The 25,257-nt window shown below is 74.0% G+C and carries 27 protein-coding genes; 13 read left to right on the top strand and 14 right to left on the bottom strand.

All coding sequences use genetic code 11. The annotated features are described in order from the left end of the window. Positions 1 to 2 precede the first annotated feature (2 nt). A complete protein-coding gene (locus ACIRPP_RS08965) occupies positions 3 to 491 on the top strand; it encodes a DUF5709 domain-containing protein (RefSeq protein WP_403639281.1) in 489 nt (162 codons plus the stop codon). 169 nt (positions 492 to 660) lie between these two features. Here the strand turns inward: ACIRPP_RS08965 and ACIRPP_RS08960 are convergent, their stop codons facing one another. Continuing rightward, positions 661 to 882, bottom strand: a complete 222-nt coding sequence (locus ACIRPP_RS08960) for a hypothetical protein (RefSeq protein ID WP_164337422.1) — start codon at positions 880 to 882, stop codon at positions 661 to 663. 273 nt (positions 883 to 1,155) lie between these two features. Here ACIRPP_RS08960 and ACIRPP_RS08955 point away from each other — a divergent pair, with 273 nt between their 5' ends. Next, entirely contained in the window at positions 1,156 to 1,398 is a 243-nt protein-coding gene (locus ACIRPP_RS08955) for a chaplin (RefSeq protein WP_403639278.1), read from the top strand. A 78-nt stretch (positions 1,399 to 1,476) separates the two neighbouring features. Here the strand turns inward: ACIRPP_RS08955 and ACIRPP_RS08950 are convergent, their stop codons facing one another. The 4 genes from ACIRPP_RS08950 to ACIRPP_RS08935 form a co-directional block, all read right to left on the bottom strand. After that, the gene (locus ACIRPP_RS08950) at positions 1,477 to 2,592 is read right to left on the bottom strand and encodes a PP2C family protein-serine/threonine phosphatase (protein ID WP_403639276.1); all 1,116 of its coding nucleotides are present in this window, start codon (positions 2,590 to 2,592) and stop codon (positions 1,477 to 1,479) included. Positions 2,593 to 2,754: 162 nt separating this feature from the next. Continuing rightward, positions 2,755 to 3,948 (bottom strand): glycoside hydrolase family 64 protein, encoded by a 1,194-nt coding sequence (locus ACIRPP_RS08945; RefSeq protein ID WP_403639275.1) that lies wholly within the window; start codon positions 3,946 to 3,948, stop codon positions 2,755 to 2,757. Positions 3,949 to 4,238: 290 nt separating this feature from the next. Then, complete coding sequence (locus tag ACIRPP_RS08940; RefSeq protein ID WP_403639273.1) at positions 4,239 to 5,126, bottom strand: Gfo/Idh/MocA family protein; 888 nt, start codon at positions 5,124 to 5,126, stop codon at positions 4,239 to 4,241. Between the two features lie 127 nt (positions 5,127 to 5,253). Further along, entirely contained in the window at positions 5,254 to 5,664 is a 411-nt protein-coding gene (locus tag ACIRPP_RS08935; RefSeq protein WP_403639272.1) for a VOC family protein, read from the bottom strand. A 266-nt stretch (positions 5,665 to 5,930) separates the two neighbouring features. Here ACIRPP_RS08935 and ACIRPP_RS08930 point away from each other — a divergent pair, with 266 nt between their 5' ends. Next, on the top strand, positions 5,931 to 6,188 hold the full coding sequence (locus tag ACIRPP_RS08930; RefSeq protein WP_403639270.1) for a DUF5133 domain-containing protein: 258 nt from the start codon (positions 5,931 to 5,933) through the stop codon (positions 6,186 to 6,188). A 126-nt stretch (positions 6,189 to 6,314) separates the two neighbouring features. Here the strand turns inward: ACIRPP_RS08930 and ACIRPP_RS08925 are convergent, their stop codons facing one another. Next, the gene (locus ACIRPP_RS08925; protein ID WP_403639268.1) at positions 6,315 to 7,286 is read right to left on the bottom strand and encodes a GlxA family transcriptional regulator; all 972 of its coding nucleotides are present in this window, start codon (positions 7,284 to 7,286) and stop codon (positions 6,315 to 6,317) included. A 200-nt stretch (positions 7,287 to 7,486) separates the two neighbouring features. On the opposite strand from ACIRPP_RS08925, the gene ACIRPP_RS08920 reads away from it, so the two are divergent. Both ACIRPP_RS08920 and ACIRPP_RS08915 read left to right on the top strand, forming a co-directional pair. Beyond that, on the top strand, positions 7,487 to 7,960 hold the full coding sequence (locus ACIRPP_RS08920; RefSeq protein WP_403639266.1) for a hypothetical protein: 474 nt from the start codon (positions 7,487 to 7,489) through the stop codon (positions 7,958 to 7,960). Positions 7,961 to 8,120: 160 nt separating this feature from the next. After that, positions 8,121 to 8,336 carry a hypothetical protein gene (locus ACIRPP_RS08915; RefSeq protein ID WP_403639264.1) on the top strand — a complete coding sequence of 72 codons (216 nt, stop codon included), beginning with the start codon at positions 8,121 to 8,123 and terminating at the stop codon, positions 8,334 to 8,336. 25 nt (positions 8,337 to 8,361) lie between these two features. On the opposite strand, the gene tgmB is transcribed toward ACIRPP_RS08915, so the two are convergent. The 4 genes from tgmB to ACIRPP_RS08895 all read right to left on the bottom strand — a co-directional run bounded on the left by tgmB (position 8,362) and on the right by ACIRPP_RS08895 (position 11,955). After that, positions 8,362 to 9,345 carry an ATP-grasp ribosomal peptide maturase gene (gene tgmB / locus ACIRPP_RS08910; protein WP_403639262.1) on the bottom strand — a complete coding sequence of 328 codons (984 nt, stop codon included), beginning with the start codon at positions 9,343 to 9,345 and terminating at the stop codon, positions 8,362 to 8,364. Positions 9,346 to 9,365: 20 nt separating this feature from the next. After that, the gene (tgmA, locus tag ACIRPP_RS08905; RefSeq protein ID WP_164336612.1) at positions 9,366 to 9,557 is read right to left on the bottom strand and encodes a putative ATP-grasp-modified RiPP; all 192 of its coding nucleotides are present in this window, start codon (positions 9,555 to 9,557) and stop codon (positions 9,366 to 9,368) included. A gap of 119 nt (positions 9,558 to 9,676) precedes the next feature. Continuing rightward, a complete protein-coding gene (locus ACIRPP_RS08900) occupies positions 9,677 to 10,003 on the bottom strand; it encodes a YkvA family protein (RefSeq protein ID WP_403639260.1) in 327 nt (108 codons plus the stop codon). Positions 10,004 to 10,809: 806 nt separating this feature from the next. Continuing rightward, complete coding sequence (locus ACIRPP_RS08895; protein WP_403639259.1) at positions 10,810 to 11,955, bottom strand: hypothetical protein; 1,146 nt, start codon at positions 11,953 to 11,955, stop codon at positions 10,810 to 10,812. A gap of 492 nt (positions 11,956 to 12,447) precedes the next feature. On the opposite strand from ACIRPP_RS08895, the gene ACIRPP_RS08890 reads away from it, so the two are divergent. The 4 genes from ACIRPP_RS08890 to ACIRPP_RS08875 all read left to right on the top strand — a co-directional run bounded on the left by ACIRPP_RS08890 (position 12,448) and on the right by ACIRPP_RS08875 (position 14,668). Beyond that, entirely contained in the window at positions 12,448 to 12,852 is a 405-nt protein-coding gene (locus ACIRPP_RS08890) for a hypothetical protein (protein WP_403639258.1), read from the top strand. Then, positions 12,849 to 13,634, top strand: a complete 786-nt coding sequence (locus ACIRPP_RS08885) for a hypothetical protein (protein WP_403639257.1) — start codon at positions 12,849 to 12,851, stop codon at positions 13,632 to 13,634. Before ACIRPP_RS08890 ends, ACIRPP_RS08885 begins: the two co-directional genes overlap by 4 nt. Before the next feature lie 38 nt (positions 13,635 to 13,672). Next, positions 13,673 to 14,191, top strand: a complete 519-nt coding sequence (locus tag ACIRPP_RS08880) for a roadblock/LC7 domain-containing protein (RefSeq protein ID WP_403639256.1) — start codon at positions 13,673 to 13,675, stop codon at positions 14,189 to 14,191. Between the two features lie 102 nt (positions 14,192 to 14,293). Then, entirely contained in the window at positions 14,294 to 14,668 is a 375-nt protein-coding gene (locus ACIRPP_RS08875; protein ID WP_164336643.1) for a hypothetical protein, read from the top strand. Positions 14,669 to 14,735: 67 nt separating this feature from the next. On the opposite strand, the gene ACIRPP_RS08870 is transcribed toward ACIRPP_RS08875, so the two are convergent. Beyond that, a complete protein-coding gene (locus ACIRPP_RS08870; RefSeq protein ID WP_403639255.1) occupies positions 14,736 to 15,938 on the bottom strand; it encodes a globin domain-containing protein in 1,203 nt (400 codons plus the stop codon). A gap of 452 nt (positions 15,939 to 16,390) precedes the next feature. Beyond that, positions 16,391 to 16,774, bottom strand: coding sequence for an STAS domain-containing protein (locus tag ACIRPP_RS08865; RefSeq protein ID WP_403639253.1), 384 nt, complete (start codon positions 16,772 to 16,774; stop codon positions 16,391 to 16,393). Between the two features lie 274 nt (positions 16,775 to 17,048). Here ACIRPP_RS08865 and ACIRPP_RS08860 point away from each other — a divergent pair, with 274 nt between their 5' ends. The 4 genes from ACIRPP_RS08860 (at position 17,049) to ACIRPP_RS08845 (ending at position 23,146) form a co-directional block, all read left to right on the top strand. Then, positions 17,049 to 17,723 carry a helix-turn-helix domain-containing protein gene (locus tag ACIRPP_RS08860; protein ID WP_403639251.1) on the top strand — a complete coding sequence of 225 codons (675 nt, stop codon included), beginning with the start codon at positions 17,049 to 17,051 and terminating at the stop codon, positions 17,721 to 17,723. A gap of 363 nt (positions 17,724 to 18,086) precedes the next feature. Continuing rightward, positions 18,087 to 18,779 carry a response regulator gene (locus ACIRPP_RS08855; RefSeq protein ID WP_403639249.1) on the top strand — a complete coding sequence of 231 codons (693 nt, stop codon included), beginning with the start codon at positions 18,087 to 18,089 and terminating at the stop codon, positions 18,777 to 18,779. 108 nt (positions 18,780 to 18,887) lie between these two features. After that, entirely contained in the window at positions 18,888 to 20,612 is a 1,725-nt protein-coding gene (locus ACIRPP_RS08850) for a GAF domain-containing protein (RefSeq protein ID WP_403639247.1), read from the top strand. A 158-nt stretch (positions 20,613 to 20,770) separates the two neighbouring features. Further along, positions 20,771 to 23,146 (top strand): glycoside hydrolase family 65 protein, encoded by a 2,376-nt coding sequence (locus ACIRPP_RS08845; protein ID WP_403639245.1) that lies wholly within the window; start codon positions 20,771 to 20,773, stop codon positions 23,144 to 23,146. 47 nt (positions 23,147 to 23,193) lie between these two features. On the opposite strand, the gene ACIRPP_RS08840 is transcribed toward ACIRPP_RS08845, so the two are convergent. Together ACIRPP_RS08840 and ACIRPP_RS08835 are read right to left on the bottom strand one after the other, a co-directional pair. Then, the gene (locus ACIRPP_RS08840) at positions 23,194 to 23,691 is read right to left on the bottom strand and encodes a lamin tail domain-containing protein (RefSeq protein WP_403639243.1); all 498 of its coding nucleotides are present in this window, start codon (positions 23,689 to 23,691) and stop codon (positions 23,194 to 23,196) included. Between the two features lie 130 nt (positions 23,692 to 23,821). Beyond that, positions 23,822 to 25,186 (bottom strand): FAD-dependent oxidoreductase, encoded by a 1,365-nt coding sequence (locus ACIRPP_RS08835; RefSeq protein WP_403639242.1) that lies wholly within the window; start codon positions 25,184 to 25,186, stop codon positions 23,822 to 23,824. Between the last annotated feature and the right edge of the window lie 71 nt (positions 25,187 to 25,257).

Raw genomic sequence — 25,257 nt, 5'->3', positions numbered from 1 at the left:
GCATGGGTACCAGCCCGATGGCGGACGACGCCTACCAGCCCACCGGAACCAACGAGCAGCAGGAGGACGCGGCGCCGCTGGACATGCAGGACGCCCTCGGCGAGCGCACCTACGACGAGACCCTCGACGAGGGCTACTCCCCGCCGGAGAAACCGCTGGGCGTGACCAAGTACGGCACCACCGCCGCCGAGCAGCACGACGGCGAGAGCCTCGACCAGCGGCTCGCGCAAGAGGTGCCGGACACCCCCGGCCAGGCCGGGGACGGGGTGGGCGACCTGCCCGGCGGCGAGGGCGAGCCGGTCGACCCGGAGGCGGGCACCGGCCGGGCCGGGCGCCTGGTCGCCCCGGACGAGGGCGTGCGCGAGGACACCACGAAGGAGACCGTCGCCGAGGACGTGGGCATCGACGGCGGGGCGGCCGGCGCCGAGGAGGCCGCGATGCACGTCGTGGAGGACGGGACGGCGCTGCCGGAGGACCAAGAGGCACCCTGACGTCCGGCGGACCCCGACCCGGGTGACCCGCGAGGCACCTGTGCGGGAGACGGGCCGTGGCGGGCCCGGCGCGTGAACGCCGGACCCGCCACGGCCCGTCCGCGTGACAAGGGCGTCGTCCCGGGCGGGACGCGGCTCCCCGCGGCCGGACCGCCCGGTGGTCCGGCCCTCAGGGAAGCAGCTTGTCCAGGGCGGCGGGTCCCTCCTCGGCCAGTTTGCGCCTGGCCCATTCGAGGTTCTCCGGCGTGATGTCCTTGCCGGACGCGAGCACCACGTCCTCCGGCGACACGTCGGTGCCGGTGCGGGCGTGGAGCAGGTTGTCCGGGGTGGTGCCGCCCTCGGGCGGCCGGGACGCGCCGGGCTGCGACGCGTCGGGCTGGGACGTCGACATCTTCTGGCTCCTCGGTCCGGATCGCTGTAGCGGCCCCGGTGCGGTCATCGGGTCCGCTCTCACCATTCAACGCGGGAGCCCGGCGTGCATCCGCAAGCGCGCGGGGGCCGCCTGGTGGAGGGCCGCTCCTTGGCTGCCGGAGTACCTTCCCGGGCGCCCGGGAAACCTGCGCGCGCGGGGCCGCCCGCCCGTTCGGACGCCCACCGATGTCGTGCCGCGGCAGCCGGAGCCAAGGTGGACTCACATGTCCGAGCGAACGACAGGAGCCTTCCCATGCGCACACGTCTGATCACCGCGGCCGGCCTGGCGAGTGCGGCCCTGCTGGCATCCGCCGGCACGGCCGTCGCCCACGACGGTCCGGAAACGGTCGGCGTCGCATCCCACAGCCCCGGCGTCCTCTCCGGAAACGTGATCCAGAATCCGGTCGACGTGGACCTCAACTTCTGCGGCAACTCACTCGCTCCGGGTGGTCTGCTGAGCCCGGTGTTCGGCAACGTCTGCGTCAACAGGGACTGACCCGGGGGCCGGTCGCACGGCACACCGGCGCCCCCCGTCCCCGCGGCCCACCGCGGGGACGGGGGGCGCCGTCGGCGTTCACGGCCCGCCGTCGCGCTCCTCTGGCGGGGCGGGCGTCAGCACGAGCATTGTCACGTCGTCCTGGACGTCGGGGGAGTGGCGCAGCAGGTCCGTCCACACCCGCCCGGCCAGGTCGGCGGGGTCGCCGTCGGCGAACCGCGTCAGCCGCTCGGCCAGCGGATAGAACACTCCCTCGGCGTCGCGGGCCTCGAAGACCCCGTCGGAGGCCAGGAACAGCCGGTCACCGGGCTGCAGCCGCACCGCCGACACATCGGGTGTGCCGAGCTCCGCGAGCCCCAGGCCGAGCGGCATGCAGGGTTCGACCTCCAGCTCCACCGCACGCCCGTCCCGCAGCAGGAACGGCCCCGGCTGGCCGCACGCCATCAGGCGCACCGACCGCGCGTCGGCGGAGAAGTCCAGCAGCACCGCAGTGGCGAACAGTTCGGCGTGCGGATCCCCATCGGCGTCCACCGCCAGGCGCCGGTCCAGCCGGGCCGCCACCGACTCCGGGTCCGGCTCGTCCAGCACCGCCTCCCGGAACGCGCCCAGCAGCGACGCCACCGTCGCCACCGCCGACAGCCCGTGACCCTGCACGTCCCCCATGACCGCCCGCACCCCGAACGGCCCGGCCCGGACGTCGAAGAAGTCCCCGCCGACCAGCGTCCCGCGCTGCGCCGCCCGGTACAGACCGGTGCAGCGCACCGTGCCGACCCGGTCCGGCAGCGGAGGCATCACCGCGCGCTGGGCGGCCCGGGCCACGGCCCGCTCGGTGACCAGCTGGGCGTCCCGCCGGCTGCGGATGAAGGACAGCAGCACACTCAGCACGGCGACGAACGCCACGGTCAGCATGTCGGTGCTGCCGGGTGCGTCCAGGTTGAACACCGGCATGCTCAGCACCAGCAGCGTCAGGGCACCCAGCACGGCGGTGGCGACCGGGCCGTTCGCCAGCACGGCGAGCGGCGGGACCGCGCCGAGGACGAAGCCGATGTCGAGCGGCTCGGAGCTCACGGCCGTCGCCACGCACACCGCAGCGAGCAGCACGACCGGCACCAGCCGGGCCCAGCCCGGCGGCGGCGCTCCCCGCAGATATCCCACCCGGTCCCGGTGGGGCGGCCCGGCCCGCACTCCTGTCACATGACCACGCTGCAACGCCGGACCGGGACGCGCACGCCGGACGGCACGCCGCCGGGCCGGGCGCCAGGCGTGACGGCCCGCTCCCGGCCCGGCGGGTCCGGCCAGGGTCTGGTTCGGATCAGGCCGCACCCCGCGCGCCCGGCGTGATCCGAACGAGAAGCCCTAGAAGGGCGACAGCGTCAGCCGCAGCCCCGTGGGCGCCGTGTCCTGGATGTAGGAGGCGAAGTCGGCCACGTCGTCGAAGGCGAAGCCGTACGCCCTGCCGTCCTCGGTGGCCGCGTGCACGGCCTTGGCGTAGTGGTTCGTGAGCTCGGTGCGGTAGAAGGCTTCCGCGTCCGTGGTCGGCTGGTCGGGGTGGCTGAGCAGGGTGGAGCGGTTGAAGCCCGCCCCGAGCACGGCGGCGACCGGGCCGGTGGTGCCGTCGTTGGGCGCGGCGAGCGCGCCGTCGCAGAACAGCACGTCCCGGGTGGACGGCCGGCCGAACGACACCTGTGCCGGTCCGTCGAAGGTGAACCGGTCCCCGCGCACCCGGCCGGTGAACGTGCCCGCGTTCGTGGTGACCTTCAGGTCCCGTCCGGTGTACGTGCTCCACACCTCGTCGATGTACGGGGCGAGGTAGTCCTGGTCGAACAGTCCGGCGTCCAGGCCGTGGCCGGGGGCGATGATCCGGGTGTCGTCCACGACGAGCCGCGAGAAGGCGTCCAGCCCGCGGACCGTGTCGAAGGCGGCGGCCCGGCCCCCGTCGCGCACCGTGCCGGTGGTCTGGTCCCCGGCGCCGGTCAGCCGGATGCTCAGCGGCACGCTGAACATGTCGACCATCGTGGTGTTGCAGAACATGCCGGCCGCGTTGTACGTGAACTCCGCGCAGTCGTGCAGGACGCCGTAGTTGGGGTCGGACTCGACCCAGCCGGCCGGGTACTGGAGGGCCGCGTTGCCGTCGCCGTCGGCGACCGCCTTGAACTTCAGCCTGCCGCCGAGCGCGACGTAGATCCGGCCCGACATGTGGGGGAGGGAGAGCCGGGTCTCGCCGCTGCCGGCCAGGCTGATCGCGTAGTCGGTGAAGCCGTCGGGGCCGTTGTCCGACAGGGCGATCGGGGCGAGGGTGCCCTCGGGGGTGAGCCGCACCTGGCGGCCGTCCTGGTTGCCGACGATGTAGAGGTGCACGCTCGCGTTGTCGAAGGAGCCGCTGTTGTTGACGATCGTCAGCGGCAGGGCGGCGGCGGCCGTCCGGGCGCCGGGCCCGTCGGCGAGCGCGTGCGGGGCGAGGGCCGCGACGGCGGGCGCGGCCACCGCCGCGCCGCCGAGCGCGAAGAGCACCTTGCGACGGCCGAGGGTGCGCTGGTGACGAGGAGTCATGTGGGGGGTCTCCTGATGGCTCGTGCGGGTCGTGGACCGCGCCGGCCGACGAGGGGGGTGGACGTGCCGGGAACGCCCTCGGTGTGAGAGCGCTCTCAGGACGACCGTCGGGACCGGCGCGCGGCCCTGATGGTACGGACCGCGACCGGCCCCGCCAACGGGTCCGACTTGTCCCTCAACTCGCCCTGAGCTGCGCCTTCTTGGTGCGGCGTACAGAGCGGCACGATTGTTTAACCGCTCCTTAAGGATCGCTTAAGGGGGGCGCGCGGGAGTGCCCCCCGGGTAGCGCTTCAGCGGTCGGCGTTCAGCAGGTCCTCCGCCGAGGCGAGGATCTCCGTGACGCGCAGCGCGAACGCGGCGTCGCAGGGGTGCGGGCGGCCCGAGTCCGCGGCGGCCAGCAGGCCGTCCGCGGCGCGGGTGAGGGCCGCGACCTCGCCCTGGCTCGCATCCGGCAGTCGGGTGACGCCGGCGGAGCCCCGCAGTTCCACCGTCGCCCCGGCGGCGGCCGGGGGCACGGTCAGGCTCAGTGTCAGCGTGCTCGACGCGCCGTCCGTGTGGTCCAGGACGAGGTGCACCGTGTCGCCGGGGCCGGGCGCCGCCGCCGTGACCCGCCGGACGTCCCCGAGGACGGGCAGCAGGACGGAGAGGGCGTGCGGGCCGACGTCCCACAGGGCGCCCTTGTCCTGGCGCCAGGGGGAGGCCGCGAAGGGGTTGCCGTCGACGGTGAAGACCGCTCCCAGCCACTCCGCGCGGCCGGTGAACCAGCCGCCCGCCTTCTGCTGCTCCTCGATCCACGCGGCGGGCTCCGGCTGGAAGCGGGTGGTGAAGAAGACTACCGAGGCGACCCCGGCCCGCTCGGCCGCCTCGACCACCGCACGCCCCTCCGCCACGGTCGGCGCGAGCGGCTTGTCCAGCAGCAGGTGGCGGCCCGCCCGCGCGGCGCGGGCCGCCAGCTCGGCCTGCACGTCCGGGGGGAGCGCGACGGCGACCGCGTCGACGTCGGCGAGCAGGGCGTCGACGTCGGGGTAGGCCCGGGTGCCGTGCTGTTCGGCCAGTTCCTCGGCGGCCTCGGGACGACGGCCCCAGACGCCCACGAAGTCCAGGTCCGGGTGTTCACTCAGGGCCGGGGCGTGGGCCAGCCGGGCCCAGGGGCCGGTGCCGAGCAGTCCGATGCGCATGCCGTCGCCTCTCCACGGGGGATCACTGGGGGAACGCACCGCGGGCGAGGAGGCCCCGCCCGCGTTCGCGCCCGAGCGTGCCAGACGCCCCGGACGAGGGGGATCCCGGGTCCGGCGGGCCGCCCGGTCAGTCCTGGGTGCTGATGTTGACCATCCAGGGGACGCCGAAGCGGTCCGTGCACATGCCGAACACGTCCCCCCACATCTGCTTCTCCAGCGGTACGGACACCGAGCCGCCGTCGGACAGCTTCTCCCAGTATCCGCGCAGCTCGCTCTCGTCGTCGCCGCTGAGGCTCACGGAGTAGCCGCCGCCCGGCTCGAACTCCATGCCCGGCGGGGTGTCGGCACCCATCAGGGTCAGGCCGGAGGGGCTCTCCAGCATGCCGTGCATGATCTTGTCCGCGTGCGGGGTGTCGGCCTGCCCGAACTCGCCGAACGTGTTGAGCCGCAGCTCACCGCCGAAGACGTCCCGGTAGAACTCCATCGCCTGGCGGGCGTCGCCGTCGAAGCTCAGATAGGGGTTGAGGCGCGTGGTCACGAGAACCTCCCATATGGGGGAAAGGTCGTTTTCGCGCAGCGTACCGCGAGGGTATGACAGCCGCCCCCGGGTGGCCGCGGGCTCCTGGACCCCGCGCGCGGGCCCTGTCGCGGCGGGGTTCCATGGCTCGAACCCATCCCATTCCTCCCCTGTCGGACCCGGTCGGTCTGCGAAGGGTTCTGGTCAATTACGACCAGTTGAGTAAAAGAGGTGAATGCTTCCGCGGAGTTCGGGCATACGCCCCGAAAACGAGAGAGGGGCGCTTCGTGCTCGTACCGGACCCGAAGGTCGTCAGGGAACTGCTCACGCGGTATGCGACGCTGCAGATCGCTCAGGCGGAGAGGCATTCGCCGGTCGCGGCGCGGGAGCTGGAGGACGTCAGCTACACGCTCTGCGTGATGACGGGAACGACCAGCATCCACGCCGCCATCGCCCAGGCGGACGTCCTCCTCACGCGGAAGGCTCCCCCGGCGGCCCGGACCGCGGACACCGAGGGGGAGAGCGGACTGTCCCTGGCGGTCTGAACGCGCCCGCCGGCCACCGGCCCGCGCGGCTCCACGGCCCCCGGTGGGGACACGGCAGCAACCGTGTCCCCACCGGGGGCCGTGTCGCGCGGTCACCGCCCCTCGGCGTGATCCGGACGAGAGGTCTCAGCCGCCGGCCGGCGTGAGGGCCGGACCACCGCCCCTGAACGCCGCGCGGTACCCGTGCGGCGTCGTGCCCACCACCTTGCGGAACCGCTCACGGAAGGCCGTCGGCGATCCGAAACCCGCCTGCCCCGCGATCCGCTCCACCGTGTGATCGCTGTTCTCCAGCAGGTACTGGGCGCGCCGCACCCGCGCCCGCAGCAGCCACTGCACCGGAGTGGTGCCCGTCTGCTCGCGGAACCGGCGGCTGAACGTGCGCTCGCTCATCCCCGCGCGCGCCGCCATCGCACCCAGGGTGATCTCCCGGGTCAGGTTGTCCTCGATCCACTCCAGCACCGGCTCCAGATCCGAGCCCCGGGGCACCGGCGGGTGCTCGTGGACGATGAACTGGGCCTGGCCGCCCTCCCGTTCCAGCGGCATCACCGACATCCGGGCGGCGTTCGCCGCCACCGCGGAGCCCAGGTCGCGACGGATCATGTGCAGGCACATGTCCAGGGCGGCCGCGGCCCCCGCCGAGGTGAGGATGCGGCCGTTGTCCACGTAGAGGACGTCCGGCCGCACGTCGACGCGGGGGAAGTCGCGGGCGAGCTGCTCGGCCGCCACCCAGTGCGTGGTCGCGCGCAGCCCGTCCAGCAGGCCTGCCCGGGCGAGCACGAAGGCGCCGACGCACACCGAGGCGATCCGGGTGCCCGCCTGTGCCGCCCGGCGCAGCGCCTCCAGTACGGCGGGGGAGGGCGGCGGCCCGTCTGCGATCCCGGGGACGATCACCGTGTCGGCGTCCGCCAGGGCCTCCAGCCCGCGCTCCACCCGAAGGGTGAAACCGCCGTCGGCCCGGACCTCCGGTGCGGGGGCGCACAGGCGCACCCGGTAGGCCGGGCGGCCGTCCGGCATCCGGGTCCAGTCGAAGACCTGCATGGGGGCCGCCATGTCGAACGGGATGACGCCCGGGAGCGCGAGAATCGCCACGGAGTGCATGGCGCCACGATAAGCGGATTCCCGCCAGCCGCCCAGGCTGGGTTGCAGGGACAGACGTGGAAAGGGGACTGGTCAGAGCCGTTGGCGGGATTCCGTTGCCTTCTGTCGTTCCCGCCCCTGGGTGGGGCGTCGGCGGACGCCTAGCGTGAGGCCGGCGCCCTCGTCGCCGTCCCTCCCCTGTCTTCGTCGAAAGGGTCCTGGTGACCAAGTTCCTGCTGTCCCTGCACGTCCTGGCCGCCATCGTCGCCGTCGGGCCGGTGACCGTCGCCGCCAGCATGTTCCCGCCGGCCGCGCGCCGGGCCGCCCCCGACGGTGGCGCGGGGGCCTCCGCCGCGGCGCGCGCCACCGTCACCGTGCTGCACCGTGTCTGCCGGGTCTACGCACGCGTCGGGATCGCCGTGCCGGTCCTGGGGCTGGCGACCGCGCTCGCGATGGGAGTGCTGGGCGACGGCTGGCTCATCGCCTCGATCGCGTTGACGGCGGCCGCCGCCGGCCTGCTCATCGCCTTCGTCCTGCCCCGGCAGGACGAACTCCTCGAGGAACTCGGCGCCCACCGGCCGGTGAACCGCGCCGACACCGTGCAACTGGGCATGTATACCGGGCTCTTCAACGTGCTGTGGGCCACCGTCACGGTCCTGATGATCGTCCGCCCCGGCTCCACGACGGGAGCCTGACCGCTCGCGCCCGGCGCACCCGGAGGGCGCGCGGCACCGACCCGGCTGTCCGTTCTGCGTCAACTCGTACGGGGGAATTGGCACTCCGTGGAGTGCGGACGCCTACACTCGGCACTCGCGTCCCGCTCGGGGACCGCCGAGCAGAAAGGCACGTTGTCGGGTGTTCCAGGATTCCCCCATCTACGACCGACTCATCGCGGAGTGCGGCGATGTGCCCGCACAGGTCCGCCGCGAGGCCGAACGCGTGAGCAGGGAACTGGAGTCGGTCATGCGACCTCTGCAGTCGCCCGGGTCCCTGCCGGGACCGGACCGGCCGCAGGCGCCGGGCAACGGCTGGCAGCGCACCGCCCTGTTGCCCGGCCCGCGGCAGTCCTGACCCGGCGCGGCGCGCCGACGCACCCTCAGAGCGCGCCGGTCCGCGCCTCGTCGCCCGTCGACGCGGTCACCTGGACCGGCCGGGCCAGCCACTCGGCGATGGTGCGCGCGATCGGCTGTTCCGTCTCCACCTCCACGAACCCGAACTGCCCGGACTGGTTGCACTCCAGGAACCACCACACCCCGTCGGAGTCCTCGGCGAAGTCGAAGGCCCCGTACGCCAGTCCGGCCTCGCGCAGATAGGCGCGGACGGCGTCGGCGGTGCGCGACGGCACGTCCACCGGCGTCCAGGGTGCCCCGGGCGCCGCGAAACGCACGTCGACCTCGTCCGGATCCGCCTCCGGATCCGTCTTCTTGCGCGCCGCCAGCAGCTTCCCGCCCACGGCGGTCAGCCGGATGTCGGCCCGCTTGGCGATCCGCCGCTGGAACAGCGTCGGCCCGAACGCCACGGCGGAGAAGTCGGCGTCCGGCGGCACCCTGCTGGTCGGCACGGCCCGGGGCGGGTCCTGCGGGTGGGCGCCCGAGACCGGCTTGACCACCAGGTCCGGGAAACGCTCCGCGAACTCCCGCGCGGCGCGCGGGAACGTGGTGATCACGGTGGCCGGCACGGGCAGGCCGCAGCGCTGGGCCAGCCGCAGCTGCCACGGCTTGTGGCGTGCCTGCCGGGCGGCGTCCGGATGGTTCATCCAGCGCGCGTCCGAGCCGCGCAGCATGCCGTAGAGCGCCTGCGACGCCTCCTCGGTCAGCCAGGCGGACGGCTGCGCCGCCCGGGCCGCGGGCTCGCCCGGCCTGCGCACCCACACCGAGCGGAGACCTCCGATGCTCACCAGCCTTCCCCCGGTGGACAGATGGCCGCGGAACCGGCCGTGGACGTACTCCCCGGACAGGGACACCCCGTCGGTGAGATCGGCGGGGTCCAGGCGCACCACCGGGACCCCGTGGCCGTTCAGGTGCACGACCACCATGTCGGCGGTCACGTCCTCCTCACACGTGAGGATCAGCACGGTCATCGTCTACGGTCCGCCCGCTGTCAGTCGTCGAAGTGGGTCTTGGAGCCCGCCGTGGATGTCGTGGTCCCCACCTCCCGCAACAACGCGTGGTCGCAAGCGGCGATCCGTCCGTCGACGAGAACGTTCAACTGCAGTCCGGAGTCGTACGAATACGGAGTGGCGACCGCCAACTCCACCGCCGGACGGGCGTAGTTGAGCGCGAACGGTTGCATCGTCTCTCCCTCGTCGGTGCTGCGCCGACCAAGCGGGGCCACCTGTGCGCCGTTGCCTGGTCCGCCGACTTCTTTTGGCTTCCAGTCACTTATACGAATCGAACGGGTGGTTGGTTTCCTTACGGAGCGTAGTCATCGGCGGGCCGGCGGGCGGACCGCCGGAACGTCGACGCAGGCGCACCCTCGCCGAGGGAGCCGCGCATGGAGCGCAGAGCGAGCAGCAGGACACCGATGTCGTCCAGATAGACCGGGTCGGGCAGCAGGTCGGTGGGCAGGACCAGATAGAGGACGGCACCCCAGAAGACCCACCGGGGGCCCGTGGGCAGACCGGCACGCCGGAGCTCGCGCCGGGTACGGACCAGCCGTACCAGGAGCGCGAGAGCGGTGGAGAGCAGAGCGGCCGCGATGACCGCGACCACGACGAGCACCGCGGTGGTCGAATCCACCAGTCGCCCTCCTCCCGGTGTGCCCTGACACGGGCCTCATGGACTGGATTCCCGTTTCCGGCCCGGGTATGGGGGCCGGGACCGGACATGTCCGACCGGGTCCGTTTCCCCGCTTCAGCGGGGCGAAACACCGGATCGTCGCAGGTCATCCTCGTGGCCCAGTCGGGTGGCACGGGGTGCGCAGGGGCCCAGGAGTGGTCAACGCCACGTCGCTCGTCGCGCGTGGGGGGTGGGGGAGCGGCCTGAAGCCGTCACTCATGGAGCCGAGTACGACCTCCTGTGCCTCGTCCCCTCCGCCGAACGACCCCGCCGTACCCCCCGAGGCGGCCCCGTTGTCCCCCTCCGCCGCGACGCTCACGAGCACAGGCTCCCACCGGCCGGATCCCGGCCACGCCCGGCCCGCCCTCCCGGCGGTGCGCGTCCGGACGGCCTGTCCGTGCTGTGCCCGATGACCGGGGCGCTGCTGCTGGTGCGGCCCGGAGTGCTCGTGACGGCGATGGCGGTCACCGTCATGGCGGTCCTGGCGGCGGCTCACGTCCACGGGCGACCGCTCCCCTCGGCGGCCCCGTCCGGGCGGTGGAACTCGCCCTCGCACCCCCGTGGCTCGCCGGGGCCGCCGCCGTGACGGCCGCTGTGGCGGCGTTCGCCGCCCTGATCGGGCGCATCGCGTCGCCGTTCCCGGGCAGGCGCTGGGCCGCCTGGTCGCCCCCCCCGATGCCGGCCGCCTGGCCCAGTGACGCGTCAGGACCCGCGGCCGCCCCGGCGCACCCGCGCCGGGGCGGCCCTCGCGTGCCCGGCGCGCGGAGTCAGGACCCGGACGGCGTCGACCGCCCGTCCGGACCGCGGGCCACGGTGCGACGCAGACCGGCGGGGGGCTTCAGCCGGTCCAGGGTGCGGGTCAGCTGCCGCAGCGGGGACACCGGCGCGGAGGAGTCGGGCGGCTGCCCGCCGGCCGGCGGATCCCCGGCCGACTCCCGGTAGGCCGCCAGCGCCTCGTGCGCGCGCTCGGCCGCCTCGCGGTACAGGTCCCTCGACTTCGTCATGGCCTCCAGCGCCTCGGCGTACATCGCCACCAGCGCGCGCTCGCGGGCGAGTTCCTCCTCCGGGCTCAGCAGATGCCAGTCCTCGCGCAGCGCCGTCAGCGCGCCCTCGGCCTCCGTCGGCAGCGGCCTCGCCAGTGCGGCGTACCCCCGCACCGCAGCGACGAGGCCGGCCGGCTCGGTCCCGTCCAGGAAGACCGCCCGGACCGAGTGCGTGCCCGCGTCGTAGCCCTCGGGAGAGGGCCGGCCCGGGAGGACCAGCGCACCGCCGCGCGGCACCTGAAGACCGGACTCGCGCAGCGCCCAGTTGACCACCCGCAGCTGGTGCGGGGCCGCCCGGTGCTCCACCACCAGGGGCCGCAGCCCGGGCGGCAGCCAGTGCGCCAGCGGCACCCGTCCCCGCTCGTCGGTGGTCATGGCCTCGTGGACGACGACATGGATGCGGGTGCCGCTGCGCGCGCAGTTCCGCAGCAGCCGCCGCACCTCCTTGTCGTCCTCGGGCAGCGGATGGATCGTCCCCGGCCGCAGTCCCGTGGCGGGGTCGGCGTCCCAGTCGGTGTCCGTGCCCTGGGGCAGGAACATGCCGGTGGGGGCGGGCCAGTCGAGGTCCCAGAGCGCTCCCGCGGACTCCGCGACGAGGGTCCAGTCCCGGCCGTCGTCGGTGGCGGGCGCCAGGGCGAGCCGGGCCCGCACCACGACCCCGCCGGCGACACGGGTCCGGGCCTCGAAGACCAGGTCACCCGCCTCGTCCCCGGCCGGGGGCAGTTCCAGGTAGTCGTCGATGTGCTTGCTGTCCTTGAGGCCGCGCAAGGATTCACGGAGTTCGTCCTCGGCGCCGGTCCCGGTGCGGCGGCCGCGGGTCAGCCAGACCGTCGGGGGGACCGTGGCGCGGACGGTGGAGGTGGTCGGCATGGGTCCTGTCAGGAAGGGGGACAAATGGTCCTGCCAGTATCGCCGCCGCCGGCCGGCGGACGGCACAGGGTCCACCGGACGGCGGACCCGACCGGCGTCTACCCGCGCGTCCGGCCCGCATGTGCGGGGGCGTGTGGGGACGCGGCGCGCGCGGGGTGTGCGCGGCGCGCACGCGGAGGGGCCGCTCACACGTGGCCGCGCCCCCGGGGCGCCGTCAGAATGGGGTGCCGCGGGCAGGGCCGGCCCACCATCCGCATCGGGGAATGCCCTGCCCGCACCAGGTGCCGGGCCCTCTGCGGGCGGGTCAACTCAGCACCCCCCGCCGCCCGTTCGGGGCGGTGAGGGGGCGTGCGGGGCGCGGACCTTACCAGGGCCGGGGTGTCCGTGTCGCATATTCCCCCGGAAAACGCCAAAGCCTCCACCACGGTCGAGCACACACCGTAGCGTCGACGTCACGTTCGCGGTACAGCCGTGCGAGGAGGGGGATCCGGCGTGCCCGGAATCGACGAGAGCCTGCTGGAAGCCATGCGACTGCCCGGTGCCCGGGGGGCCCTGGTGGTCGACTGGATCAGCGGGCTCGCGCTGGGGGCGGTCGGCGAGGCCCCGGGCGACGACCCCGAGGCGACGGCGGCGGAGACCGCCGAGCTCGCCCGGCTCGCCATGGAGAGCGGCACGCTCGCCCCGGGCGACACGAGCGTCCTGGCCCCGGCGGGCAAGGAACCGCCCGTCCAGGACCTGATCCTCACCACCGCGGACGCCTACCACCTGCTGAGATTCGTCATCACCACGTTCGACAGCACGGTGTTCCTCTACCTGTGGCTCGACCGCGGGGACGGCAACCTGGCCCTGGCCCGCATCCGGCTGGCCGAGATGGCGGACCGACTGGTGCTCGGATGACCACGACGACAGCCCGCGCGGACGGATCCGCCCCGGAACTCCTCGGCAGCCTCGCCGCCGACCGGGCCACCGGTGCCCTCACCACCCGGTACGGCGTGCTCTACCTCTCGGCGGGCCACGTCGTCCACGTCGAATCCGGCTACAGCCCCGACCTCGGCGACCTGCTCACCCGCAGCGGCGCCGTCACCCCGGACGGCTGGTGGGAGGCCGTGGAGCACGCCGGGGCCGGTCACCGGGTCGGCCGGCGGCTCATCGACAGCGGACGCCTCACCACCGGGGCGCTCGAACTGTTCCACCTGGGCGCCCTGTTCGACGCGGCGTACTTCGCCCTCGCCCCCGACGGTGCAGCGCCCCGCTTCCGTGCCGGGGTCGCCCACTGGTTCGGCGCGGTCCGCCCCGTCCCGGTGGAGACGGTGCTCCGCGAGTCCCGGCGCCGCCGCGAGCTGCTGCACCGCATCTGGCCCGACCCGGCGGTCGACACCGTCCCGCTCACCCGCCTGCCGGCCGCCGACCCGGCCGGCCTGCCGCCCCGCCGGGGACGGACCCTCGCCCTGGTCGACGGCGCCCGGACCGCCGCGCAGATCGCCTCGGCCCTCGCCTGCCGCACCTTCCACACCCTGGTGGAACTGCGCCGGCTGGCCGCCGACGGCCTGGTCACCCCCGCACCGCCCCCTCGCGTCACCGAGGTTCCTCCGGGGCCGGGCGACCCCCACGGCGGGGTGTGGGACGAGCCCGACACAGCGCTGCTGCGACGGCTCCTGGACGCCTTGGAGGCACTGTGATCCGCGCGCGTCGACAGCGTGCCGAAAGGAGACTGCTCATGGCCGTCGAGACCGACGTGCTGGACGAACTGCGTCGGCTCCGCACCCGGATACCCCGGCTGACCGGATCTCTCGCGGCCACCGTCGACGGACTCGTCCTCGCGCAGGACGTGCCCGAGACCGAACCGGAGGGCCTCGCCGCCCTGACCGCCGCCGCCCTCGGCGTCGCGTACCGCATGACCGACGCCGCCGCCCGCGGCGAGTTCCGCGAACTCCTCGTCCGCGGCACCCAGGGCTACGTCGCCACCTACGCGGCCGGCACCACCGCCGTCCTGACCCTCCTCGCCGACGACCGGGTCAACGTGGGGCGGCTCCACCTGGAGGGCCGGCGCAGCGGCGCGCGGATCGCCGACCTGGTCGACACCCGGATCGGCCCGGGCGGCGGACGGCACGCGGAGCGCCCGGTGACGGGCGGTCACACCGCGCCGCCCCCGGATCCGGCCCGCCGCATCGGCACCCTCCCGGTGCGCACCCCGCAGCGGCCCGCGCACCAGCCCCGCCCCCAGCCGGGCGGCTGATCCACCCGACACCCCCGACACTCCGACACCTCTGTACGCCGACGCCGCGACACCACCCGGCGCCCGGCCCGAACCACCGATCACCACCGAAAGGAACACCCCATGGCCAACACCGAGACCGCGCTCAAGGAATGCCTCGCCTCCATCGACGGCGCGACGGCCGCCGCGCTCGTCGACTACACCAGCGGCATGGCCCTCGGCACCCTGGGCGGCGGCAAGGACTTCAACCTGGAGGTCGCCGCCGCGGGCAACACCGATGTGGTGCGCTCCAAGCTGCGCACCATGGAGCACCTCGGCCTGAACGACGAGATCGAGGACATCCTGATCACCCTCAGCAGCCAGTACCACCTGATCCGCCTGCTCAAGGGCCGCGGCGGCAACGGCCTGTTCCTGTACCTGGTGCTCGACTCGGGCCGGGCCAACCTGGCCATGGCCCGGCACCAGTTGCGCCGTCTGGAGGCCGAACTGGAGGTCTGAGCACACCGGGTGCCACCCCGAAGGGCCCCGTCGCCGGCCGTGCCGGTGCGGGGCCCCTGCCCTTGCCTCAGGCCGCCTCGGGCAGCCAGAGGTCGGGGCCGAACACCTCGTAGTGCACCCGGCGGGGCGGCACCCCGGCCTTCAGGACCTGGCCGCGCACCGCCCGCATGAACGGCAGCGGCCCGCACAGGTACACCGTCGAGTCCGCCGGGACGTCGATGCCGGTGAGGTCCATCAGCCCGGTACGGGCCCCGGGCTCCTCGGGGCCCGGCCGCTCGTACCAGAACACCGCCTCCGCGTCCGGCAGCCGGTCCACCGTCTCGCGCACCTCTGCCCGCAGGGCGTGCTCGTCGGGGGAGGTGTCGGCGTGCAGGACCAGCACCCGGCGGCCGGAACCGGTGGCGGCGAGCCGGGCCAGCATGCCGGCCATGGGGGTGCAGCCGATGCCCGCCGAGATCAGCACCAGGGGCGTGTCGGCGTCGTCGAGGGACACGTCGCCGAACGGTGCGGACAGCGTCAGCTCGTCACCGGTGCCGACCTGCTCGAACAGCAGGTTGGACACCTCGCCGTCGGGTGCGCCCCGCTCGCCTGCCACCCGCTTCACCGTGATCCGGCGCAGGTCGTCGCCGGGGTCCGAGGACAGGCTGTACTGGCGCAGCTGGTGCACCCCGTCCGGCATCCGCAGCCGGACGCTCACGTACTGCCCGGCCCTGGCGGGCGGGGCGGGCCGGCCGTCGGCCGGGCGCAGCAGGAAGGACACCACGTCCCGGGTCTCCTCGTGGCGCTCGACGACCGTCCACGGCCGCCAGACCTCGCCGGGGACGACCCCCGCCTCCTGGTACAGCCGCGCCTCCCGGGCGATGAGCGCACCGGCCATCAGCCAGTACACCTCGTCCCAGGCGGCGGCCACGTCCGGGGTGACGGCGTCCCCGAGCACCTCGGCGATCGCCCCGAACAGGTACTTGTGGACGATCGTGTACTGGTCGTCGGTGATGCCGACGGCGGCGTGCTTGTGGGCGATCCTGGCCAGCAGGGCGTCGGGGCGGGTGTCCGGGTCGGCGAGCAGCGCCTGCGCGAAACCGGCGATGGACCCGGCCAGCGCCCGCCGCTGGGCGCCGCTGGCCTGGTTGCCCCGGTTGAACAGTCCGTCGAGCAGCTCCGGGCGGTCACGGAACATCGCGCCGTAGAAGCGCGTGGTGATCTCGTCGAGCGCACCGGCCACGGCGGGCAGGGTCGCCCGCACCACTGCGGCGGATTCTTCGGACAGCATGGCGTCTCCCAACAACGGGACGGAGAAGGGGGGTTGTCCGCGGAGCCGAGCTCCGGCGACACCCTCTGTATAGCAATCCGATCATCGGGTTTCCGGGGGTAACGGACCGCTGGACGGCACCTCGGGCCCACCGGCCCGCACAGAAGGGACCTTCGGCCCCCACGGTCCGCCCCGGGCAGGGGCCGGTCGGCGCGGAACCGGGGGCCGGTCCGCCGCTCGCGCCACCGCGGGGCGGCGGGGCGCCGACGCGGGCGGGCGCCGGGCAAGGGCGGGCCCTCGGCACGGACAGGCGCTCGGCGCGGGAGCGTCCTCGGCATGGGCTCGCGCCGACACGGACGAGTCCCGGCACGGGTGGGTCCCCGGCACGGGCGCGCCCCGGCGCGCACGGCCCCCACACCGAGGCGCCCCCGACCGGTGGGCCGGGGGCGCGTCCGTGCCGGGGGCGGGGCGGGTCACGGCGGGCCGGTGCCGTCGGAGGGCCCCCGGTCGAGCGCGCGGGGAAGGCGGGGCATCAGCTCGAACACACCGGCCAGCCGGGTGTGCTCCAGCAGCCGGCGGAAGGCGGGGCTGTCCGAGACCAGGCGCAGGCGGCCGTTGCGGAGCAGGACGCGGTTGCGGGCCCGGCAGAGCACGCTCAGTCCCGAGCAGTCGATGAAGGCCACGGCGCGCAGGTCCACCACCAGGTCGGGGAACGGGCCGGCGGTCAGCGCGTCGAGGCGCTCGGCGAGCACCGGTGCCGTGAGCAGGTCGAGTTCGCCGTGCGGGGCGACGATCGCGGTACCGGCTGCGGCGCTCTCCCGCAGCCCCGTGTCGGGCCGGCCGGAGGAAGGGGACATGTCGAGAGAGCCAACACCTCCGCGGCGGCGCCGGGGAAGGGCCGTCCGGCCCCCGCGGGCGGGGCCCGTCGGGTCCGGTCACCGTCCGGGCGGGTGCCGGAATCCGGCCGGCCCGAGCGGAATCCGGTGGAACGGGACAAGCTGGAGGGGGAGGCGCGTGCGGCCGGCGCCGTCGGCTGCCCCGGGGCGTTCGCCGCGGAGGCCCGCCCGGGACGCGCCCCGTGAGCCCGCACGCCACCCGCCGAACGGTGTGGGAAGAGAGGGAGTGACAGCCATGGCCGGACAGGTCCCGCCGCCCGACCAGGACGGCAAACCGGTCGGCGACCTGGGGCGCCGTCTGGCCCACCGCAGAACCGAACTCGGCCTGACCCGTGAGGAGACGGCGTCCCGGGCAGGTCTGGCGCCCAGCTACCTCGCCCATCTGGAGGAACACGCCGGCGCCTCGCCCGGCACCGGTGTCCTGATCCGGCTGGCCGGGGTCCTCGGCACCACCCTGAACGGGCTCACCGGCGGCGACACCGACATGCCCCCGGGTACCGGACGGGCGGCTCCGCACGCCGAGTTCTCCGAGCTGGACGAGGAGGAGTCGCGTGCCCTGCTCGGCACCCACGGCGTCGGCAGACTGGCCCTCGCCACGGACGACGGGCCGTTCATCGTGCCGGTGAACTACGACGTCGTCGACGGCGCCGTGGTCTTCCGGACGGCCCCGGGCACGACGCCCGCGCGGGCCGCCGGGCACCGGGTGGCCTTCGAGGTGGACCGCATCGACGACGCCCTGAGCCAGGGGTGGAGCGTCCAGGTGCGCGGGGACGCGGTGACCGTCACGGATCCCGAGGAGACCGCGCGGCTCACCGAGCGGGCGTACAGCCGGCCCTGGGCGGGGGCGGAGCGCGACCGGTGGATGCGCATCGAGCCGTTCGAGATCACCGGGCGCCGCATCAGCGCGTGAACCGCGGTGCGCCGGCCCAGGAATCCGCGGTGCGCCGGCCCAGGGAAGCGCGGTGCGCCGGAAGCGGGCGCGCCGGCCGGGACGGAGAGGGAGCGGCACCGCGGGGGATCGGTACCGCTCCCGACCCCGATGATGGCCCGGCGCCCCGGCCGGGAGCCAGTGGCCGATGGTCCCCGTCCCGGGGCCCGGACGGCCCCCGGAGCATGGCCGGATCCGGGCCCCGGATCCGAGATGGGGCCGTCCGGCCCTGGCCCTCCGGCCCCGGAGGGAGAAGGATCTCCGTAGCAGGGAAGCCTGGAAGCACGGGGGACCGCGACCGCGGGGACCTGCCGCACAAGAGGACAAGAGGACGAGGAGCACCAGATGACGGACGGCGAGCAGCCCGGGCCCGAGCAGCCGATCCGGGTCTTCCTCCTGGACGACCACGAGGTCGTCCGGCGCGGAGTCCACGACCTGCTCAACGACGAACCGGACATCACCGTGGTCGGCGAGGCCGCCACCGTCGAGCAGGCGCTGGTCCGGGTGCCCGCCCTGCGCCCCCGGGTCGCGGTGCTGGACGTGCGTCTGCCGGACGGCGACGGGGTGAGCGTGTGCCGCGAGCTGCGGTCCCGGATGCCCGACCTGGCGTGCCTGATGCTGACGTCCTTCGACGACGAGGAGGCCCTGCTGGACTCGATCATGGCGGGCGCCTCCGGCTACGTGCTGAAGCAGATCCAGGGCTCGGACCTGGTCCAGGCGGTGCGCACGGTGGCTGCCGGGCAGTCCCTTCTCGACCCGAGCGCCACCACCCGGCTCATGGCCCGCCTGCGGCAGGAAGGGCAGCCGGAGGAGGACGAGGACGCGCTGCCCGGCCTGACCGAGCGGGAGCGGGAGATCCTCGCCCTGATCGGCGAGGGACTCACCAACCGTCAGATCGGCCGGCGGCTGTACCTCGCCGAGAAGACGGTCAAGAACCACATCTCCCGGCTGCTGGCCAAGCTGGGTGTCGAGCGCCGCATCCAGGCGGCGGTGATCGCCACTCAGGCCCAGGACCGGCTGCGCCGCCCGGAACGCTGAACCGGCCGGTCCGGCGACCGGGGGGACGGGCCCGTGCCGCTGCGGATACCGTTGCTCCTGCCGGCCCGTGCGCACCGCCGGAGCCGGAGAGGGACAGGAGGTCCACGGGTGGCAAGCTCCGAGCGGGACGGAGACCCCCGGGTTCGGCTGCCGCAGCTGAGGCTGGACGAGTTGCTGGAGGAGTTGCAGGGACGCATCGACGCGGCCCGGGGCACCCGTGACCGGGTGCACAGCCTGCTGGAGGCGGTGCTGTCGGTCGGCCGCGAGCTCGATCTGGAGCAGGTCCTGCACAGCATCGTCGACGCGGCGGCCGCCCTGGTCGACGCGGAGTACGCCGCGCTGGGCGTGATCGGCCCGGACGGCAAGCGCCTGTCGGCGTTCCACACCGTCGGCGTCGACGAGGAGACCATCCGCCGCATCGGCGCGTATCCCGAGGGCCACGGCATCCTCGGCGAGCTGATCCGGCACCCCGAGCCGCTGCGGCTGGCGAAGCTCTCCGAGCACCCCGCCTCCTACGGCTTTCCCGACCACCATCCGCCGATGAACACCTTCCTCGGGGTCCCCATCCGGGTGCGCGACCAGATCTTCGGCAACCTGTACCTCACGGAGAAGCGCGGCGGCGCCCAGTTCGACGAGGAGGACGAGTCGGTCCTGGCCACCCTCGCCGTCGCCGCGGGCGTCGCCATCGACAACGCCCGGCTGTACGAGGAGTCCCGGCTGCGCGAGCGGTGGCTCCAGGCGAACGCCGAGCTCACCCACGGGCTGATGGCCGGCATAGGGCGCGGCGAGGCGCTGCTGCTGATCGCCGAACGCGCCCGGGAGATCACCGGGGCGGCCCTCGCCGAGGTGGCCGTCCCCATGGCCGGCACCGACTCGCTGACCGTGGAACTGGCCATCGGGCAGGAGGCGGACGCGCACCGCGGGCTGGTGGTCCCCGTCGACGACAGCCTGTTGGGCCGGGCCTTCATCAGCGCCGCGCCGGTCACCAGCCCGGACGTCTCGTGCGACGAGCGGGTCTCGGCGGGGCCGCCCCGGTTCGCGGGCCTCGGCCCCGCCGTGGCCGTCCCCGTCGGCTCCGGTGACGGTGTGGGGGCCATCGTGCTGCTGGTGCGGGCCACCGGGCAGGGCGAGTTCTCGCAGAAGGAGATCGAACCGCTGCGGGGCTTCGCCGCGCAGGCCGCGGTGGCGATGGAACTGGCCGCGCGCCGCGAGGACGCCGAACAGATCGCCGTCCTGGAGGACCGCGACCGTATCGCCCGTGACCTGCACGACCTCGCCATCCAGCGGCTCTTCGCCACGGGCATGACGCTCCAGAGCGCGGGACGCTTCATCGAGCACCAGGGTGCCTCGGAGCGGGTGACCCGGGCCGTCGACGACCTGGACGAGACCATCAAGATCATCAGGTCCACCATCTTCGGTCTGCGCGCCCGCGACGGCGCGTCCGGCACGGGACTGCGCGCCCGGGTGGTGCGTGTCGTCGGCGAGGCGGCGCCCGTGCTCGGGTTCGCGCCCAGTGTGCGGATGGAGGGGCTGGTCGACACCCACGTGTCCAAGGAGACCGCCGACCACGTCGTCGCCGTCCTGTCCGAGTCGCTGACCAACGTCGCACGTCACGCCCGGGCCGACCGCGTCCAGGTGAGCCTGGAGACCGACGGACGCGAGGTCCGCCTGACGGTGGCCGACGACGGCGTCGGCCTCCCCGAGGGGGGCCGCCGCAGCGGCCTGCGCAACATGGCCGAGCGGGCGGAGCAGCTCGGCGGCACCCTGGACATCGACAGCTCCGCGGGCGGGGGCACCACACTGCGGTGGTGTGTTCCGGTGACCGACGGCTGACGCCCCGACGCCGCCGGGGCCCGGACTCGGGGCGGGCGCGAGCCGCCGGCTCCCGGGACCGGGGCCCCGACGTGTGCCGGATGCCCGGCCGGGGTACTTGAGTGCGCACCGTCCGCCGGGAGCGATCCCGGCGGCCGCTGCCGGGAGGGAGCGTCGAGGTGACCGGCTGGACCTGGGAGTACGAGGGCTACGACCCCGCCGACGAGCGGCTCCGGGAGTCGTTGTGCACGCTGGGCAACGGCCGCTTCGCGACCCGGGGCGCCCTGCCCGAGTGCTCCGCCGACGACGTCCACTATCCGGGCACCTACGCGGCGGGCTGCTACGACCGGCTCACCTCGGAGGTCTCCGGGCGGCGGGTCGAGAACGAGGACATGGTCAACCTCCCGAACTGGCTGCCGCTGCGCTTCCGCCTGCCCGGGGGCGACTGGCTCACCCCCGACACCGAGAGGGTGCTCGACCACCGCGAGATCCTGCACCTGTCCTCGGGGCTGCTGGAGCGGCAGACCCGCTACGCCCTCGGCGGCGGCCGGGCGCTGCGGGTGCGTCAGGAGCGGCTGGTGCACATGGCCGACCCCTATCTGGCCGCCCTGCGCACCGAGTTCACACCCGAGGGGTTCAGCGGTCCGCTGGAGGTGGAGGCGGCTCTCGACGGCGGGGTCACCAACGCCGGGGTGGCCCGCTACCGGGCCCTGGACGGGCGGCACCTGACGCATGTGCACACCGGCGCCTCCGACAAGGACACGGTGTGGCTGCGCTGCCGCACCCGTACCTCCGACATCCGGATCGCCCTCGCCTCCCGGCTGCTCTGCGAGGCACCCGTCACCGACCACACGGGCGGGGACGACGCGCGCGCCGTGCAGCGGATCGCCCTGGAGCTCGCCGAGGGCCACCCGGCGGCCGTCGACAAGGTGGTCGCCCTGCACACCTCGCACGACCCGGCGATCAGCGACGCCCTGCACGCCGCCGTCGACCGGGTGGGCCGGGTGGCGGGCTTCGACGAACTGGTGGAGTCGCACCGCACCGCGTGGGGCCAGCTGTGGCGGCGGGGCGAGCTGGACGTGCCGGGGGAGGCGGGCGGCATCCTGCGCCTGCACCTGTTCCACGTGCTGCAGACGCTCTCCCCGCACACCGCCGACCTGGACGTCGGGGTGCCGGCCCGCGGCCTGCACGGCGAGGCCTACCGCGGGCACGTGTTCTGGGACGAGCTGTTCGTGCTGCCGTACCTCAACCTGCACTTCCCGGAGGTGTCCCGGGCGCTGCTGCACTACCGCCACCGGCGCATGGAACGCGCCCGGACCGCCGCCCGGGACGCCGGGCACAGCGGGGCGATGTACCCCTGGCAGAGCGGCAGCGACGGCCGGGAGGAGTCGCAGACCCTGCACCTCAACCCGCGCTCGGGCCGCTGGGTGCCCGACCACACGCACCTGCAGCACCACGTCGGCTCGGCGATCGCGTACAACGTGTGGCAGTACTGCGCGACCACCGGCGACGCCGAGTTCCTGCACACCAAGGGCGCCGAGATGCTGCTGCAGATCTCCCGCTTCTGGGCGGGTGCGGCGACCTACGACCCGCGGCTCGGCCGGCACCGCATCCGGGGGGTGGTCGGCCCCGACGAGTACCACGACGCCTATCCCGGCGCCGACCGGCCCGGCCTGGACGACAACGCGTACACCAACGTCACGGCCGCCTGGGTGCTGGCCCACACCCTCGACGTGCTGCGCGAGCTGCCGGAACCCCGGCGCCGTGAGCTCGACGAGCGGACGGGCCTGGACGCGGCCGAGCTGGACCGCTGGGAGGAGGTCTCCCGCACCCTGTACGTGCCCTGCCACGACGGCGTCATCAGCCAGTTCGACGGGTACGCGGACCTGGCGGAACTCGACTGGGAGGGCTACCGCCGGCGGTACGGGGACATCCGGCGCCTGGACCGGATCCTGGAGGCGGAGGGCGACAGCGTCAACCGCTACCGGGCCTCGAAGCAGGCGGACGTGCTGATGCTCGGCTACCTGTTCTCACCGGCCGAACTGCGGGAGCTGTTCCGCCGGCTGGGCCACGACCTCGACGAGCACGTGTGGCGGCGCACCGTCGACCACTACCTGCACCGCACCAGCCACGGTTCCACCCTGAGCGGGCTGGTGCACGGCTGGCTGCTGGCCCGCGACCGGCGGGAGGAGGCCTGGGCGTTCTGCCAGGAGGCGCTGCGCGGGGACATCGCGGACCTGCAGGGCGGCACCACCGGGGAGGGCGTCCACCTGGGTGCCATGGCCGGCACCCTCGACCTCGTGCAGCGCGGGCTGCCCGGTCTGGAGACCCGCGACGGCGCGCTGCGCCTGGACCCGGTGCCGCTGCCCCAGCTGTCGTCCTACGGCTTCACCCTGCGCTACCAGGGGCATTGGGGCGTCCGCATCCGGCTGGAGCGCGGCGTGGTGGAGATCGCGGTGCCCGCCTCGGGTCCCGGGCCCGTCGAGGTGCGGCTGCCGGACGGCACGGCCCGCCTCCGGCCGGGGGAGACGGGCCGCCTTCCGCTCAGGGAGTGACCGGCCGGTGAGGGCCGGTCACGGACCGGCGGTCGGGTGACGGGCGGTCACTTGTGGAACGTGATGTACCCGTTGCCGTCGCGGTCCGAGCCGCGCTTGGTGTACTTGTGCACGTCGGCCCGGCTGCCCGACGGCTTCAGCAGGTAGATCGTGTCCTTGTCGTTGTTCCAGATGAAGTTGCAGTTGTTCCGGTAGACGACGTTCTTCTTGTCGGAGTCCTTGCCGCGCCCGCCGCGCAGCTTCACGTAGTCGCCGGGCTCCAGGTAGTGGTTCGCGGTGAACGTGAACCGGTTCCCGACGGCGTCCTTGACGACGTACCCCCGGAGATTGACCTTCTTGGTCTTCGAGTAGTTCTTGACCGTCAGGTACTCCTGGTGGGTGTTGCCCCCCGAGCACTTGTTGGAGTCGCGCCCCGGTGCGTCGTACTGGACCCCGCGCACCTTCAGCGCGGAGGTGTACTCGGCGGCCTGGGCCGGAGCGGCCGTGAGCGTGGCCAGCGCGCCCGCGGCGACGGTGGCGGCGACGGCGGCAGTGCGTATGCGCATGTACTGATCCCCCCTCATGCCCCTTGTGTGAGGGACATGTGGTTATTCGGTGAAGGCAGGATCGTACACAACCGCCGTCGTGCTCACACCGGGAACGCCGTGAACGCGCGGAGCCGTGCGGGACGGCGGCTCAGGCGCCGCTCTCCCGCAGCATGTCCTCACGCTCGACGATCTTCACACGCGCGCGCCCCTGGGGCTCGCCCAGGGACTTCTCCGCGGCGTCCAGCCGGTGCCAGCCGTCCCAGGTGGTGCAGCGGATGCCGCGCTCGGCCAGGAACGCGTCCACGGCCTCCGGGGCCGGTGCCTCGGGCGTCAGCAGCCGCCCGGCCGCGTAGTCCTCCAGGAGGTTCGCCACCGTCTCGTTGGCGTCGCCCTTGGTGTGCCCGATCAGGCCGACCGGGCCGCGCCTGATCCAGCCGGTGACGTACGTGGACGGCAGGTGCTCGCCGTTCTCCTGCACGACCCGGCCCCCGCGGTCCGGGACCGTGCCGGAGTCGATGTCCCAGGGCAGCTTGGGCAGCTGGTCGGAGAGGTAGCCCACCGCGCGGTACACGGCGCCGACGTCCCAGTTCTTGTACGTGCCGGTGCCCTTGACGTTGCCGGTGCCGTCCAGTTCGGTGCGCTCGGTGCGCAGGCCGGTCACCTTGCCGTCCGCGCCGAGGATCTCCACCGGCGACTCGAAGAAGTGCAGGAACAGCTTGTGCGGACGGTCGCCGGTGTCGCGGATCGCCCAGTTCTCCAGCGTCTTGGCGACCATGTCGGCCTGCTTGTTGCCGCGCCGGGTGGCGATGGAGCCCTCGTCGTAGTCGATGTCCTCGGGGTCGACGATCACCTCGATGCTGGGGGAGTGGTCCAGCTCCCGCAGCTCCATCGGGCTGAACTTCGCCTGCGCCGGGCCCCGGCGGCCGAAGACATGGATCTCCTTGGCCCTGTTCGCCTTCAGGCCGTCGTACACGTTGGCCGGGATCTCCGTCGGCAGCAGCTCGTCCGCCGTCTTGGCGAGGATGCGTGCCACGTCCAGGGCGACGTTGCCGACGCCGAGCACCGCGACCTTCTCGGCCTGAAGCGGCCAGGTGCGCGGCACGTCGGGGTGGCCGTCGTACCAGGAGACGAAGTCGGCGGCGCCGTAGGAGCCGTCCAGGTCGATGCCCGGCACCGACAGGGCGCGGTCGGCCGTCGCGCCGGTGGCGAAGATGACGGCGTCGTAGAAGGTGCGCAGGTCGTCGAGGTGGAGGTCCGAGCCGTAGTCGACGTTGCCGAACAGCCGGATCTGCGGCTTGTCCATCACCTGGTGCAGGGCCGTGATGATGCCCTTGATCCTCGGGTGGTCCGGGGCGACGCCGTAGCGGATGAGCCCGAAGGGCGCCGGCATGCGCTCGAAGATGTCGATGGACACCCCGGGGTCGGCGGCGACGTCGGACTTGAGCAGGGCGTCGGCGGCGTAGATCCCGGCGGGGCCGGATCCGACGACGGCTACCCGCAGGGGGCGGGGCATGTCAGGTTCCCTTCGAGCGAGGTCAGGCGTCTCGTCGGAAGCCTAAGCTAAGGCAAGCCTTAGTCGGTACC

Source organism: Streptomyces sp. NPDC101219 (genome assembly GCF_044767675.1).
Classification (GTDB): Bacteria; Actinomycetota; Actinomycetes; order Streptomycetales; family Streptomycetaceae; genus Streptomyces.
Note: the sequence above shows the minus strand (reverse complement) of the source record. Positions and strands in the feature narration are given on the sequence as shown.